The sequence below is a fragment of the Actinotignum sanguinis genome (assembly GCF_003957255.1).
Taxonomy (GTDB): Bacteria; Actinomycetota; Actinomycetes; order Actinomycetales; family Actinomycetaceae; genus Actinotignum; species Actinotignum sanguinis.
Map to the genome: position 1 here is coordinate 17,579 of NZ_QDIE01000005.1, position 14,307 is coordinate 31,885.

At 63.4% G+C, this 14,307-nt stretch carries 15 protein-coding genes; 14 read left to right on the top strand and 1 reads right to left on the bottom strand.

All coding sequences use genetic code 11. The features are described 5' to 3' along the window. Positions 1-6: 6 nt before the first annotated feature. Positions 7-1,449, top strand: a complete 1,443-nt coding sequence (gene lysA / locus DDD64_RS02385; protein WP_241227344.1) for a diaminopimelate decarboxylase — start codon at positions 7-9, stop codon at positions 1,447-1,449. Positions 1,450-1,465: 16 nt separating this feature from the next. On the opposite strand, the gene aroD is transcribed toward lysA, so the two are convergent. After that, positions 1,466-2,272, bottom strand: a complete 807-nt coding sequence (aroD, locus tag DDD64_RS02390; RefSeq protein ID WP_126134861.1) for a type I 3-dehydroquinate dehydratase — start codon at positions 2,270-2,272, stop codon at positions 1,466-1,468. Positions 2,273-2,574: 302 nt separating this feature from the next. On the opposite strand from aroD, the gene DDD64_RS02395 reads away from it, so the two are divergent. From DDD64_RS02395 to DDD64_RS02455, 13 genes are all read left to right on the top strand, one after another. Next, positions 2,575-3,861 carry a homoserine dehydrogenase gene (locus tag DDD64_RS02395; RefSeq protein WP_126134862.1) on the top strand — a complete coding sequence of 429 codons (1,287 nt, stop codon included), beginning with the start codon at positions 2,575-2,577 and terminating at the stop codon, positions 3,859-3,861. Further along, positions 3,861-4,745, top strand: a complete 885-nt coding sequence (gene thrB / locus DDD64_RS02400) for a homoserine kinase (protein ID WP_126134863.1) — start codon at positions 3,861-3,863, stop codon at positions 4,743-4,745. The genes DDD64_RS02395 and thrB overlap by 1 nt, the downstream gene beginning before the upstream one ends. 98 nt (positions 4,746-4,843) lie before the next feature. Then, positions 4,844-6,799: a transcription termination factor Rho gene (rho, locus tag DDD64_RS02405; RefSeq protein ID WP_126134864.1), complete on the top strand. Its 1,956-nt coding sequence runs from the start codon at positions 4,844-4,846 to the stop codon at positions 6,797-6,799. 195 nt (positions 6,800-6,994) lie between these two features. Further along, positions 6,995-7,207 (top strand): 50S ribosomal protein L31, encoded by a 213-nt coding sequence (gene rpmE, locus DDD64_RS02410; RefSeq protein WP_016441737.1) that lies wholly within the window; start codon positions 6,995-6,997, stop codon positions 7,205-7,207. A 124-nt stretch (positions 7,208-7,331) separates the two neighbouring features. Then, positions 7,332-8,438, top strand: a complete 1,107-nt coding sequence (prfA, locus tag DDD64_RS02415) for a peptide chain release factor 1 (protein ID WP_087069881.1) — start codon at positions 7,332-7,334, stop codon at positions 8,436-8,438. A 16-nt stretch (positions 8,439-8,454) separates the two neighbouring features. Continuing rightward, positions 8,455-9,372 (top strand): peptide chain release factor N(5)-glutamine methyltransferase, encoded by a 918-nt coding sequence (gene prmC, locus DDD64_RS02420; RefSeq protein WP_126134865.1) that lies wholly within the window; start codon positions 8,455-8,457, stop codon positions 9,370-9,372. Further along, positions 9,359-9,955 carry an L-threonylcarbamoyladenylate synthase gene (locus DDD64_RS02425; protein WP_087069879.1) on the top strand — a complete coding sequence of 199 codons (597 nt, stop codon included), beginning with the start codon at positions 9,359-9,361 and terminating at the stop codon, positions 9,953-9,955. Before prmC ends, DDD64_RS02425 begins: the two co-directional genes overlap by 14 nt. A 78-nt stretch (positions 9,956-10,033) precedes the next feature. Continuing rightward, the gene (locus DDD64_RS02430; protein ID WP_126134866.1) at positions 10,034-11,236 is read left to right on the top strand and encodes a glycosyltransferase family 4 protein; all 1,203 of its coding nucleotides are present in this window, start codon (positions 10,034-10,036) and stop codon (positions 11,234-11,236) included. Beyond that, positions 11,233-11,652: a hypothetical protein gene (locus DDD64_RS02435; protein ID WP_126134867.1), complete on the top strand. Its 420-nt coding sequence runs from the start codon at positions 11,233-11,235 to the stop codon at positions 11,650-11,652. The genes DDD64_RS02430 and DDD64_RS02435 overlap by 4 nt, the downstream gene beginning before the upstream one ends. A 221-nt stretch (positions 11,653-11,873) precedes the next feature. After that, on the top strand, positions 11,874-12,692 hold the full coding sequence (atpB, locus tag DDD64_RS02440; RefSeq protein ID WP_016441731.1) for a F0F1 ATP synthase subunit A: 819 nt from the start codon (positions 11,874-11,876) through the stop codon (positions 12,690-12,692). Positions 12,693-12,715: 23 nt separating this feature from the next. Next, positions 12,716-12,934, top strand: coding sequence for an ATP synthase F0 subunit C (gene atpE / locus DDD64_RS02445; protein WP_016441730.1), 219 nt, complete (start codon positions 12,716-12,718; stop codon positions 12,932-12,934). A 3-nt stretch (positions 12,935-12,937) separates the two neighbouring features. Continuing rightward, positions 12,938-13,468 carry a F0F1 ATP synthase subunit B gene (atpF, locus tag DDD64_RS02450; protein ID WP_016441729.1) on the top strand — a complete coding sequence of 177 codons (531 nt, stop codon included), beginning with the start codon at positions 12,938-12,940 and terminating at the stop codon, positions 13,466-13,468. Next, the gene (locus DDD64_RS02455; protein ID WP_126134868.1) at positions 13,468-14,307 is read left to right on the top strand and encodes a F0F1 ATP synthase subunit delta; all 840 of its coding nucleotides are present in this window, start codon (positions 13,468-13,470) and stop codon (positions 14,305-14,307) included. The genes atpF and DDD64_RS02455 overlap by 1 nt, the downstream gene beginning before the upstream one ends.

Genomic DNA, 14,307 nt, shown 5'->3' on the forward strand with positions numbered 1-14,307 from the left:
GCCGAGGTGAGTGCTCTCGAGCAGCTACCCGCGCCCGTCCCGGATGGCTCGGCTACCGGGCTGTGGTCTACCACGGTGCGCCGCGTTCCTGGCGATCTTGAGGTGGGCGGCTGCTCGGTAAGTAAGCTGGCCGCGCAATTCGGCACCCCGCTCTACATCCTGGACGAAGCTGATGCTCGCGCGCGGGCCGCCGCCTGGGTGAGCGCTATGCACGAGGCTTTTGCGGAGTTGGCAGGAGCGGATGTCTACTACGCCTGCAAGGCTTTTGCCAGCGTGGGCGTGGCTAGGTGGATGCTGGAGGAAGGTCTCCACCTGGATACCTGCTCCGAAGGTGAGTTGCGCATCGCCCTGGCGGCCGGAGCACGTGGGGAACAGCTCGGATTGCACGGAAATAATAAATCCGCGGCGGAAATTGAGTTGGCACTGGACCACGAGGTTGCTCACCTTGTGGTTGATTCTCTGGCCGAAGTGGAGATGGTGGCGGCCGCAGCCGCGCGACGCGGGCAGGTAGCTGCCGTCGTGGTTCGGGTAACTTCCGGTATTCACGCGGGCGGCCACGATTTCATTGCTACCGCTCATGAGGACCAAAAATTCGGGTTGTCTCTTGCCGGTGGCGCCGCCTGGGAGGCTATTGGGCGTATTAGCGCCAATCCGTGGCTGCGCCTGGTGGGATTGCATTCGCATATCGGTTCCCAAATCGTGGCGACGGATGCTTTTGTGGCGGCGGCACGCGCCATCCTTGACCTGCGGGCTCGGGTGGCAGGCGAGCTGGGAACCGTTATCCCTGAAATAGATCTGGGGGGCGGCTACGGGGTGCGTTATACCGGTGCGGATCCGATTCCGGCCTCCCCGCGCAACTTCGCCGCCGTGCTCGCCGCGGAAGTGGCCCGGCACAGCGGCCAGAGTGGCATTCCCGCCCCGCGGGTATCCGTGGAACCGGGCCGTTCGATTATTGCCCCGGCCGGTATGACGCTCTACACCGTGGGAACCATCAAGGATGTCCGCGTGGATGCCACCCGCACCCGCACCTATGTTTCGGTAGACGGGGGAATGTCCGATAATATCCGCCCCGCACTCTACGGTGCGGATTACACCGCGGCGCTCGTGGATCGCGCTCCTACCGCCCCGGGAGAGCCCGGATATTCGCGCGTATGCCGCGTGGTCGGTAAGCATTGCGAATCGGGCGATATTGTGGTGCACGCCGTCGCCCTTCCGGAGGATATTCACGCCGGTGACCTGCTTGTCACGCCGGCCACCGGCGCCTACGGGCGAGTCATGGCCTCCCATTACAATATGCTTCCCAGCCCGGGAGTTATTGCCGTGCGCGATGGCCGGGCCCGTTGGCTTATTCGCCGGGAGACCGTGGCCGATCTCTTCGCGCTGGACGCGGATTATCCGGCCGCGGATTCCCCGGCGGCGGATTCTCCGGCCACCGCTGCTGACAACTAGCCCTCCGGAAACATCGTTATCCCTCCGGAAGAACCGCCTCGCTCACCTGCGCGGGCTTTTCCCAGGTATCCGGGGCGCTGCTCCAGGCCGAAATAGCGTCCACGACCGGGCGCAGCTCATGCACGGCAATCTGCCCGGCCGCCGTGGTATGCCCGGCCTGGCCCCAGGTGCCCGCGGAGCCGAAAATCGCGGAGGTAATGCGGCTCATGGTGCCCAAGGCCCCCATGGCGATGGTGATGAGCGGAACGTGCAGCTCCTGGCTGGCCCGATAGGTTGCATTGAGTACCGTCACCACATCGCCCGGATGCGCGGGAGTCACCGCAATTTTTGCGATGGAGGCCCCGTGTACCTGCAAGAGCCGCAAGCGGTTAACGATTTCATCTTCGGACGGAGTGGAACGGAAATCGTGATAGGAGCCGATCACCGGAATCTGGGCCCGCGCCGCTTCCTGAATAATGCGCTCGGTCCAGGCCCCGGTGCGGAAAAGCTCCGCGTCCACCGCATCCACCAGCCCGGATTGGATAAGGCGGAGCACCAAAGGCCCGTAATCATCGGGCATGATCGCTTTCTGACCGCCTTCCGCCGCGGAGCGGAAGGTGCCCAGAATCGGCAGGTTAGTGGCCTGGCGCAAGAGGGTTCCCACCTCGGTGAGGGTGGAAAGATCCTCGAGGAAATCCACGCGCCATTCCAGGACGTCAATGTCCTGTGCGGGAAGCTTCGCTACTTGTGTCCGTAGCTCGTCACCATTGGCGGGCGTTATGGACACGAGGATTTTCGTCGGCCCGGAGCCGAAGGTGACGTCCTTGATTTTCACAGTGGGCATCGCGCACCTCGCTTTCTCTTTGTGCATCGCTCGATGCATTTTCCATGGGGATATTGTACCCATCCGCGTGGTGAGCGCCACACCCACGTAGCTCGACGTGCGGAGCTCATATACTCGCGTGCGCCCGCACGCGGAGCTCATCCACCCGCAACGGGCGGGCCGACAGCGCGCACCGGCGCCACCTTCGCTAGGCTAGGACACGCGAGGACAGATGAGGGGCCGGCGCATCGCCCGGACCGAGCCGGTATCCGCGCGGCCGAGCCGGCATCCGCGCGGCGCGTTCGTCAAGATAAGGAGTAGGCGTGAAGGAAGTCAAGGTTGCCCTGCTGGGGGCGGGAACGGTAGGAAGCGCCGTCGTCCGCCTGCTGCAAGCCAATGCGGAAGAATTTAACCTGCGAGCCGGGGCGCGCCTGCGCGTGATCGGAATTGCGGTGCGCAACCTGGAGGCCCCGCGCGATCCGGCCATTGATCGCACGCTGCTCACCACCGATGCCCACGCCATTATTGCCCAGGCGGATATTGTTATTGAACTCATGGGCGGCATCGAACCGGCGCGCGAATATATTTTGGCCGCTTTTGCCGCCGGTGCCTCGGTGGTCACCGGAAATAAGGCGCTGCTGGCCGAACACGGTCCAGAATTGTACGACGCCGCGGCGCGTGCCGGCGTCGACCTCTATTACGAAGCCGCGGTGGGCGGGGCCGTCCCGGTGGTTTACGGGCTGCGCGAATCCCTCGCCGGAGACCGCGTCACCCATATCCTCGGAATCGTCAACGGCACCACCAATTACATCCTTGACGAAATGACCACCAACGGGGAAAGTTTCGATGCCGCGGTGAAGAAGGCGCAGGAGCTCGGCTACGCCGAAGCTGATCCGAGCGCCGATGTGGACGGGTACGACGCCGCGGCAAAATGCGCCATCCTGGCCTCTCTCGCTTTCCACACCCGCGTCCAGCTTTCGGATGTGCACACCCACGGAATCCGCGATATCACCCCGGAGATGATTGCCTCGGCCGGGCGTGGCGGCTACGTGGTCAAGCTGGTGGCCTCCGCCAAGCGGCGCGCGGACGGCATTGAATTGTACGTGGGCCCCACGCTCATTCCCGCCCAGCATCCGCTCGCTACCGTGCACGGCGCCTATAACGCCATTGTGGTGGAGGGCGAAGCCGCGGATCGGCTCATGTTCTACGGGCCGGGTGCCGGCGGGAACCCCACCGCCACCGCGGTGCTTTCCGATCTGGTGGCCGCCGCGCATCACCGCGTGCACGGTGGGCTGGCTCCGCGCGAACTGGCGTACGGCGAGCTGCCGATTCTGCCCCCCTCCCAGGCGCGCTCGCGCTTCCAGCTGAGCATGGACGTGGCCGATCACGTGGGTGTTCTCAGCGAGGTTACCGGGACTTTTGCCCGCCATAATGTTTCCATTAGCGGGGTGAGCCAAGAATCGCCCACCGCGGATCACCTGTGCCGCCTCACGGTTACTACCCACGAAGCCCTCCAAGCCGATGTGGAAGCAACCATTGCGGATCTTTCCGCCGCCGCGGGCCTGGCGACCGTACGCACCGCGAGCTTCGTGCGGGTGGAGGTGGCCTAATGCGTATCGCCACCTCCGAAGCGCGGGTGCGGGTCCCGGCAACCTCCGGCAATCTCGGTCCCGGCTTCGACTGCATGGGCATGGCGCATAACCTCTGGGACGAAGTGAGCGTGCGCCTGACCACCGGCGCTACCCGGGTGAGTATCGAAGGGGAAGGCGCGGATGTTCTTCCCACCGGTGAAGATCACCTCATCGTGCGGGCTCTGCGCCGCGGTTTTGAGGCGGCGGCCCTGCCCGGCGTCGGTTTTGAACTGCACTGCGTTAACGCAATTCCGCAGGGGCGCGGCCTCGGTTCTTCCGCGGCGGCTGTGGTGGCCGGCTTACTGTTAGTGCGCGGCCTGGTAGATCGCCCCGATATATTCGACGACGGCGTGCTCCTCTCCCTCGCCACCGAATTTGAAGGGCACCCCGATAATGCCGCACCGGCGATTTTCGGGGGCGCCGTCGTCACGTGGATGGAAGGAACGCAGGCCCGGGCGGCGCGTATCCCCACCGCGGTGGACACCACCCTCCTTATTCCCGGGGAACAGCTCCTGACCGAAAAGGCGCGGGCCGCGTTGCCGGATACCGTTCCGCACGCAGATGCCGCTTTTAATGCGTCGCGCACCGCCATGCTCGCCCTTGCCCTGGAGCACTACCCCGATTTGCTGTGGCAGGCCACCGAGGATCGCCTCCACCAGGACTATCGCGCCGGGGCGATGCCGGCCTCCGCGGACGCGGTGCGGGCACTGCGCGCGGCCGGGTTCCCGGCCGTTATTTCCGGTGCGGGCCCATCCGTGCTAGTATTTTCACGCCTTGACGCTGACACAGTTTCTATGATGCAGCGGCGTGGATTTACGGTGAATACCGCTGGAATGTCCACACGGGGCGCCTATCTGGTGTAGACTAAGGTCTAACCGACGTTCTTATACCGGTTATTTCCCACGTACTTGAAATTGTCATAAGTGCGTTAACAACCCCTGAATTCCGAGGAAGGAACCTCGTGACGGAAACCCCAACATCAGGCGCAATCTCAACGATGCGGGTGCCGCAGCTGCGCGCGCTCGCCGAAGAACTCGGCCTGGACATTGACCCGAAAGCTAAGAAGGCGGACCTGCTCGCGGCCATTCGCGAAGTTCGCCCCGCGCGGCGCGGGCGGCCCCGCAAGGAAGATAGCCTCGCCAATATCAAGAAAACGCGCGAAAAGCCCGCTGCTGCCACCACGGCAAAGCCCGCAGCGAAGAAGGAAAGCGCGGATGAAGCCGCCTCGGTGTCGACCGCTGCGGAAGCAGCCACCCGCCCCCACGCGGTAAGTGCCGCCAGTGCTGATGCCGCACCCGTGGCGGCGCCCAGTACCGCCGCCGGCCGCGATGAACGTGAGGAACGTAAAGTGCGGCGCCGAGTGCGCCGGGATCACCGCGAACCGGTGCATATCGATCTGCCCGAACCGAAGCAGGAAGCTGCCTCGACTGCCCGCCGTTCCGATTCCCTCAGTGACGAAAACACCCTCGCGGCCCTGGATGCCATTGGCGATGCCGCGGAACGCCGCGCCGGTGACCACCATGACACCACCTCGGAGCGCCGCCGCCGCAAGCGCAACCGGCGCGGTGAGGAACATGAAGAAGCCCGCCGCTCCCGCCGCACCTCGGAACGCGCTGAACGTACTGATCGCGCGGATCACGAGGCGGAGGATTCCGCGCCGGCTTCTAAGCCCGAACGTGAGGAACGCCAGGAGATTCCGGCCGGTAAGCGCCAGGCGGAGGATACCCTCGTTCCCGTTGCCGGCATTGTGGATACCCAGGGTAACCAGATGGTGCTGCGCACCGGCGGCTACCTGCCCGGCCCCAATGATGCGCAGATTTCCACCGCGCTGGTGCGCCAGTACGGTCTGCGCCGCGGGGATGCCGTGGTGGGTGCTATTCGCCAGCACGATGAGGATAATTCCTCGCATAATAACCGCAATAACAAGCGTAATCCGCGCCGTCGTTACAATAATCAAAACAATAACCGGTCCGGTAACCAGCTCGTCCAGGTGGATACTATTAACTCCCTGCCCGCAGCTGAAGCAGCGCGCCGCCCGGACTTTAATAAGCTCACCCCGGTCTACCCGGATGAGATTTTGCGCCTGGAAACCGAACGTAAGGGCCTGTCTACTCGCGCCATCGATTTGGTTGCCCCCATTGGCAAGGGCCAGCGCGGCCTCATTGTTTCCCCGCCGAAGGCCGGGAAAACCATGATTATGCAGCAGATCGCCAAGGCGATTGCCGCGAATGATCCCGAGGTTCATATCATGGTGGTCCTCGTGGATGAACGCCCCGAAGAAGTGACGGATATGCGTCGCATCGTCAAGGGCGAAGTGATTGCTTCCACCTTTGACCGCCCGGCTTCGGATCACACTATCGTCTCCGAACTGGCTATTGAGCGCGCCAAGCGCCTGGTGGAACTCGGTCAGGATGTGGTGGTTCTTCTCGATTCCCTCACCCGCCTTTCGCGTGCCTACAACCTCGCGGCACCGGCTTCGGGGCGTATCCTTTCCGGTGGTGTGGATGCCGCGGCGCTCTACCCGCCCAAGAAGTTCTTCGGTGCGGCGCGCAATATCGAAAATGGTGGCTCGCTCACGATTATCGCTTCCGCGCTGGTGGAAACCGGCTCGAAGATGGACGAAGTTATTTTCGAAGAATTCAAGGGCACCGGCAATATGGAGCTGCGCCTTTCGCGCCAGCTCGCGGATCGGCGTATCTTCCCGGCGATCGATATCAACGCCTCGGGTACCCGCCGCGAAGAAATGCTCTACAAGCCCGAAGAACTCAAGGTCATCTGGCAGCTGCGCCGGGCCCTGGGAACTCTCGGAGTGGATGAAGCGGCGGACTTCGTGCTCAAGCGGATGCGGAATACCGAAAATAACGCGGAATTCCTCGTGTCGATTATGCGTTCCATGCAAGGATCGCGCGGCGAATAAGCCGAATAAAAACGGCGGGAGGAGCCGGCCGGGTGGCCGGGTACCGAGCGCGTGGCGCACATAGTGATGTGATACGCGCACGGTACCTTGTCTCGGCCGGCCCGCCCGTGCCATAATTTTCTGTCGGCTCCCGGTTCACCGTGATATGGAGAACCATGCTCGGACCCGGGGGCAGCTACGAACCAAGGAGAGATAATGAAGCAGGGAATCCATCCCGATTACCACGAGGTCTCCGTGACCTGCACCTGCGGTAATGAGTTCACCACCCGTTCCACCTACAACGGTGACCATATGCGCGTGGAAGTGTGCAATAACTGCCACCCGTTCTACACCGGCAAGCAGAAGATCCTGGATACCGGTGGGCGCGTGGCTCGCTTCGAGGCACGCTACGGCAAGCGCAAGAAGTAAGCGCCACGGAAAGGAGCGTCACCGCAAGGGCGCTCCTTTTCTTTTTGCACCATTGTCGGTAGGGTCGCCACTCTCCGGTGGCGGCAGGGCACGCGCTGGGTGCGCGTGAAGAAAGGTCCTCGTTATGGCTGATACACGTCGTGAGGTTGCCGAGCACCATCTCGCTGAATTTGAAAAAATCGAAGCGGATATGGCCAGCCCGGAAGTTCTCTCCTCCCCGGATAAATTGCGTTCACTCGGGCGGCGCTATGCCGAACTCGGGCGGGTGGTACGCGTGTACCGGCGTTTCCTGCAGGCCGAACAGGACCTCACCGAAGCTAAGGAAATCATCTCCCAGGGCGGGGAAGATGCTGAACTCTTCCGTCCCGAACTTCCCGGAATGGAAGAACGCTACGAAGCAGCCTCCCAGGAACTCACGGAAGTCCTTATTCCCCGCGATGAAGACGACGCCCGCGATGTCATTATGGAGATCAAAGGCGGGGCCGGCGGGGAAGAATCCGCCCTCTTCGCGGGGGACCTGGCCCGCATGTACGAACGCTACGCCACCTCCAAGGGCTGGAGTTGGGAAGTGCTGGGTGCCAACCAAACCGAGCTGGGTGGCTATAAGGACCTTGAGGTTGCCATCCGTTCCCGCGGGCAGCTTGAGGATCCTTCCGAAGGCGTCTGGGCCCACCTCAAGTACGAAGGCGGGGTCCACCGGGTGCAGCGCGTACCCGTAACCGAATCCCAAGGGCGCATCCAGACCTCCACCGCCGGGGTGCTTGTTTTCGCGGAAGTGGATGACCCGGGCGAAGTGGAAATCGCCGCGAATGACCTGCGGATTGACGTGTACCGTTCCTCGGGGCCAGGCGGACAGTCCGTGAACACCACCGATTCGGCGGTGCGTATTACCCACCTTCCCACCGGGATTGTGGTCTCCATGCAGGATGAAAAATCGCAGATCCAAAATCGTGAATCCGCTATGCGGGTGTTGCGCGCCCGGTTGCGTCAGCTCCAGCTGGATCAACAGGCCGCTGAAAACGCGGAATTGCGCCATTCTCAGGTGCGTACCCTGGACCGCTCCGAGCGCATCCGCACCTATAATTTCCCGGAAAATCGTATTTCCGATCACCGCACCGGCTACAAGGCCCATAATCTCGACGCGGTTCTCGATGGGGACTTGGATGCCGTCATCGATTCGGCCCGGATTATGGATGAAGCGGCTCGTATGGAAGCCGCGGAAGAAAAGTAGAAGGTAGCCGAGCGCTATGACCACCTGGGCGGAATTGCTGGCAGGTGCCACCGCGCAGCTCACCGCGGCCGGGGTAGATTCGCCGGCCGCCGATGCCCGCTGGCTGGCCGAAGCTGCCGCCGGGAAGCGCCCCGATCCGCGCACCACCCCGCCTCCGGCACAGCGCGAACTTTTCACCCGGTATCTGGCCCGCCGCGCCACGCGCGAGCCACTTCAGCATATTACCGGGCGGATGTATTTCCGCTACCTCGAGCTGGTATCCACCCCCGATGCGCTTATTGTGCGCCCGGAAACTGAGATCGTAGCCGACCGCGCCATCGCGGCCGCGCGGGCGTGCGTAGCCGCGCATACCCGCGGGAACGGTACCGCCAGGGGGAACGACGGCGCAGCGGCGGCGCGGAACGGCGCCGCCGGGCAGCAGGCAGGCCCCCTTGTTGTCGATCTTGGCACCGGCAGCGGGGCCATTGCCTTGAGTATCGCTACCGAAGTCCCCGCTGCCCGGGTGATCGGCGTCGATACAGATCCCCGGGCCTTGCACCTGGCCACCACCAATAATGCTCGCTACGGCTCGCCCGTTACTTTTCTGCACCACGATGTGACTGAGCCGCTTCCCGAACTGGACCACGCGGTCGACGTCGTCGTCGCTAATCCTCCCTATATTCCACCCGATACGCCCGTGAGCGTAGAAGTGCGGGCCGATCCGGCGCGGGCCCTGTGGGGCGGGGGAGCGGACGGCCTGGACCTGCCCAGGCTTTTCGTGGCGCGCGCGGCGCAGCTACTGCGGGGCGGGGGTATCCTCGTTCTCGAACACGCCGAGACGCAGAGCGCGCCCCTGCGCGAATACGCTCGGACACAGGGTTTCACCCGGGTGGCAACCGGCCGGGACCTGGCCGGGCGAGAACGTTTTTTGGAGGCAGAATATGGACACCTGTGATGCCGCGGTAGCCGCCCTCGCGCGCGGCGAGCTCGTGGTTCTCCCAACCGATACCGTTTACGGCCTGGGCGCGGATGCGTTTTCGCGCGCGGCTGTCACCCGGCTCCTCACCGCGAAAGGGCGCGGGCGCGATAAGCCCTCCCCGGTGCTCGTCGCCTCGATGGAGGACGCCGCCCGTTTGACCTCCGCCATCCCGGCCGGCGCCCGCGCACTCGCCGCGGCGTACTGGCCCGGGGCTCTCACCCTCATCCTCCCCGCGAATAACAGCATCGGCTGGGACCTGGGCGAAACCCACGGAACCGTGGCGCTGCGCATGCCCGATCATCCGCTCGCTCTGGAGCTGCTGCGCCGCACCGGCCCGCTAGCCGTTTCCTCCGCGAACCTTACCGAGCACGCCCCGGCCCGCACCGCCGCGCAGGCCCGTGCGCAGCTGGGCGAGAAAGTCGCGGTGTACCTGGACGGGGGCACCGCACCGGGCGGGGTGCCGTCCACCATTGTGAGCTTCGCGGGAGAGCGGGCGCAGATCCTGCGCCACGGCGCTATTGCTGATGAGGATATTGCCGCCATCGTGCCGCTGGGCTGAAGCGATGCGGCGGCGCCGCACTGAAGCACGGTGCGAGCCGGCTAGACTGAACGGCAACAGCACTAGGAAGGAGAGAGCATGCGCGTCTACCTGCTCATGATGGTGCTCAGCTGCGCCATCACTTACTTCCTAGTTCCCGCGATTCTGCGCCTGGCGCTGCGCGTGGGCGCCATGACGCAGGTGCGCGAACGCGATATCCACACCGTGCCTATCCCGCGATTGGGTGGGGTGGCGATGTTCTTGGGATTTTCGGCCTCGTTCGCCATTGCCTCACAGATCCCCTACCTGCACCGGGTGCTCGGGCCTGCCTCCCAAGCCTGGGCGATTTGGCTGGGCGCCGGGCTCATGTGCCTGGTGGGTGCCATCGACGATATCTGGGAACTCGATTGGATGACGAAACTGGCCGGCGAAGTGCTGGCCGCCGGGGTCATGGCCTGGCAGGGCGTCCAGTTCGTCACGCTGCCCTTTATGGGGCTGACCGTGGGCTCCACCCGCCTATCGATTTTCTTCACCATCCTCATGGTGGTCATCACGGTGAACGCTGTGAATTTTATGGACGGGCTGGACGGGCTGGCCGCCGGGATCGTGGGGATTGCCTCCCTGGCTTTCTTTATTTATTCCTATATTCTTACCCGCAATGCCACCCCGGGGGATTACACCTCGGTTGCCTGCGCCGCCGCGGCGGCCACGGTGGGGATGTGCGCCGGGATTCTGCCGCATAATTTCCACCCGGCTCGTATCTTTATGGGCGATTCGGGCGCGCTTATGCTCGGCATGGTGCTGGCCGCCTCGGCTATCCAGGTCACCGGGCAGATCGATCCGCAATCCACCTCCCTCGGCTACGCGCTCCCGGCGTATTTGCCGCTGCTGCTGGCCCTCGCCGTGGTGGTGCTGCCCCTCTCTGATTTCATCTGGGCCGTCACCCGGCGCCTGGCCCGCGGGCAGTCTCCTTTCCACGCCGACGCCGGCCACCTCCACCACCGCCTGCTACGCCTGGGCCATTCGCATACCGGCACCGTGCTCATTCTCTATCTGTGGACGGCTATTTTCTCCTTCAGCTGCATGTTGCTTATTGTGCTACCCGCCCGGCACGTCGCCCTGATCGGTGCGGCGGGGGTGGTGCTCGGTTGCGTGGTCACCTTCGGGATGTTTGGCCGACGGCGCAGCTCGGCGGCGCGCGGGGAGCGAATCCCGGAGGAGAATGCCGGAGATGCGCCTGTTTCCATGATTGAGCAGGCGAGGGAAACAGAGCCGGTGCAGGAAGCGGAGGAACATCAATGAGGGCCCAATCCGGGTGGGGGGCCGCCCCGAGCGGAGGCGCCGCGCGCTTGCTGCGCCGTGCCCAGCTAAGCGCAACACTCGGATGCGTCGTCGTCGGAATAATCGGAATAGCGATGTGCCTGCTTGCCGGTCAAGGTGAGCACGCCTGCGCCGTGGGATGGGCCACCCTCATTGCGTTTATCCTCCAGGTGGTGACCTGGGGCAGTGCACGTTACCTGCCCGGTGGGAGCGGATGGGCCCTGGCTAGCTACGCGGTCAAACTCGTGGTGGTGTTGGGCGGCCTCGGGGCGGTGCGGACTTTGACCGCCGCGCCGGTGGGAACCGCGGCGCTGGCGCTTGCCGGGCTCATTATCTGTGCGCTCGCGGTGCAATCGTGGGTGGTATTACGCGCGGATCTTCGTGCGACCGCATCGTGAGCCGGCCGGGATGCCAGGCCGCGTTTCGCGGGTATATTCGGGAACAGGGCGCTTAGTCCTAGCCGCGCAGAGGCGGTAAGAGTAACGTAGACCACTGTTCACGGCGGCAAAGTTCAAGGCCGCGCGGTGATGACAATTGTGATTTCCACGCTAAGATAGGTTAGCAGTGCCGTTCAGGCGGGGTTCCCGCCGCGGAAAGATTCGATGGAGAGGGTGAGCGCATGGCAGTCGGTTCGTTCGCGAATCTGAGCATGCTCGGCCTGCCGATGGAGAACGACGGGTTCCACGCCCCGGGAGTTGAGGAATTCTTCCCCGCCCCCATCTTCTTCGCCGGCACGCCATTTGAGATGAATCGCGTGATGGTGATTCGTCTTCTTGCGGCTTTAGTTCTTCTGGTTTTCTGCGTTATCTATGCCAAGCGCGCCAAGCTCATTCCGGGTCGTGCGCAGGCTGCGATGGAATCCCTGCTGGACTTCTCGCGGGTGCAGATCGGTGAAGAAATTCTTGAAGGGCAGGCACGGAAGTACCAGCCCCTGCTCGCCACCATTTTCCTCGGTACTCTCTTTATGAACCTGACCGGCGTTATCCCGGGCTTGCAGCTCGCGGGTACGTCGGTTATTGGTATGCCGCTCATTTACGCCGTGGTGGCGTACGTGGCTTTCATTATTGCGGGTATGAAAGAACGCGGGGCGGGTACCTTCTTCAAGGAACAACTCTTCCCGCCCGGGGTGCCCTGGCCGATTTACATCATCATGACGCCCATTGAGTTGCTTTCTACCTTCATTATTCGGCCCGTCACCCTGACGGTTCGTCTCTTGGCCAATATGCTTTCCGGGCATATGCTGCTCGTGCTCTGCTTCCTGGGCACCCACGCGCTCTACTTCTCCATGGGCGGGGGCCTCGGTATCGGCCTGGGTACGGTCACCCTGGTGGCAGGTATCCTCTTCACCGTCTTTGAACTTTTCGTGGCGTGCCTGCAGGCGTATATTTTCGCCCTGCTCACCGCCGCGTATATCCAACTTTCTATTTCCGCCCACTAAAACAACAAGAAAAGGACAATCCCATGACTGGATCTGCAGCAGTTCTCGCGACCATCGGTTACGGTCTCGCGGCTATCGGCCCCGGCATCGGCGTCGGCCTCATCGGTGCGAAGAACCAGGAAGCTACCGCACGCCAGCCCGAGATCCGCGGCTACCTGCGTGTCAATATGTTCCTGTCCATCGCCTTTACCGAAGCACTCGGCCTGATCGGCTTCGCCGCGGGCTTCGTGTTCGGAGCTTAAGCAATGTATCTCGCTGAAGAACACAGTGTTATCATTCCGGCCATTCCGGATCTGCTGTGGGGCACGGTATCTTTCCTCATCGTCGCCATCGCGGTGTATAAATTCGCCTGGCCGACGCTGACGAAGATGCTTGATGAGCGGCGGGAGAAAATCGAAGAAGGTTTGCTCGCTGCCGAGCGCGCCCGCGAGGAAGTGGCTCAAGAACGCGCCACCATCCAGTCCGAAAAGGACGCTGCGGTGCGCGAAGCCGCGGATATCCGCGCCCAGGCACAGTCCAATGCCTCCGATATTATCGAGCGTGCACGCCGGGAAGCCGGCGAAGAAGCGCGGCGCATTTCCGCCGCGGCTCAGGTTCAGATTAAGGCTGATACCGACGCCGCCGCGCGGATTCTCCGCGCGGATCTGGGCACTATGGCTTCGCAGCTGGCCGGTCGTATCGTGGGTGAGCAGATTCGCCTCGATCCGAGTGTGAACCAGGGCGTCGTCGATTCGTTCCTCGATAATCTCGAGGAGCAGGCGCGAACGGGGGCGTAATGCGGTCCACGAGTAAGCAATCCGCCGCCGCGGTCACCGCCGAGTGGGACGCCCTGCTTCAGGAATATCCCGGCCAGGAAATTGACTTGGCGCGCGAACTTTTCGCCGCTGCAGACGCCATCAATGCCTCTCCTTCCCTGCGTGGAACCCTCGCGGATACCACCCGGGCTGGTGCGGCACGGGAAAGCCTGGCAGGTGCCATTTTCGCCGCCCACGTGAGCGCACCGGTTCTTACGGTGCTGCGCGCGGTAGCGGGGCGGACGTGGACGGAGGACGCTGATCTCGTCACGACCGTGGATACCCTCGGCGCACACGCTGTATTGGTCCGGGCGCGTGGCGCCGGGGTGCTCTCCGGCGTCGAAGATGAGCTCTACCAGCTTATGCGTACGCTTAAAGAAACTCCCGATCTGCGCATCACGCTCTCCCGCGAGGAATACTCCGCGGAGGAACGCGCGGCGCTCTTTGATCGGGTGGTTCCGAATATTCGGGAGGAAACCCGGGTACTCGCGCACCGCGCCCTCGCGCGAGTGCGGGAGATGACCCTGGCCGCCTCACTCATGGAGTACGCGGTCCAGGCAGCGGATTTGGGCGATGTTTCCGGAGTATCGGTGCTGGTGGCCCAGCCGCTCACGGCGAACCAAGAGGAACGCCTCCAGCGCGCCCTGACCGCGATGTACGGAACCGAAGTTTCCATCCACGTTTCGGTAGATCCGACTGTAGTGGGCGGCATGCGTATCCAGCACGGTTCGGATGTTATTGACGCGACGCTGCAGTCCAGAATTAAAGATGTACGCGATAAAGTCGCGGCCATGCCGGCGGCACCGGCGAGCAACAGGTAA

Coding starts and splice junctions, on each gene's coding strand:
- rpmE (WP_016441737.1), top strand. CDS start 6,995: ATGAAGCAGGGAATCCATCCCGATTACCACGAGGTCTCCGTGACCTGC.
- DDD64_RS02455 (WP_126134868.1), top strand. CDS start 13,468: ATGCGGTCCACGAGTAAGCAATCCGCCGCCGCGGTCACCGCCGAGTGG.
- prfA (WP_087069881.1), top strand. CDS start 7,332: ATGGCTGATACACGTCGTGAGGTTGCCGAGCACCATCTCGCTGAATTT.
- thrB (WP_126134863.1), top strand. CDS start 3,861: ATGCGTATCGCCACCTCCGAAGCGCGGGTGCGGGTCCCGGCAACCTCC.
- DDD64_RS02425 (WP_087069879.1), top strand. CDS start 9,359: ATGGACACCTGTGATGCCGCGGTAGCCGCCCTCGCGCGCGGCGAGCTC.
- atpB (WP_016441731.1), top strand. CDS start 11,874: ATGGCAGTCGGTTCGTTCGCGAATCTGAGCATGCTCGGCCTGCCGATG.
- DDD64_RS02430 (WP_126134866.1), top strand. CDS start 10,034: ATGCGCGTCTACCTGCTCATGATGGTGCTCAGCTGCGCCATCACTTAC.
- prmC (WP_126134865.1), top strand. CDS start 8,455: ATGACCACCTGGGCGGAATTGCTGGCAGGTGCCACCGCGCAGCTCACC.
- atpF (WP_016441729.1), top strand. CDS start 12,938: ATGTATCTCGCTGAAGAACACAGTGTTATCATTCCGGCCATTCCGGAT.
- aroD (WP_126134861.1), bottom strand. CDS start 2,272: ATGCCCACTGTGAAAATCAAGGACGTCACCTTCGGCTCCGGGCCGACG.
- atpE (WP_016441730.1), top strand. CDS start 12,716: ATGACTGGATCTGCAGCAGTTCTCGCGACCATCGGTTACGGTCTCGCG.
- DDD64_RS02435 (WP_126134867.1), top strand. CDS start 11,233: ATGAGGGCCCAATCCGGGTGGGGGGCCGCCCCGAGCGGAGGCGCCGCG.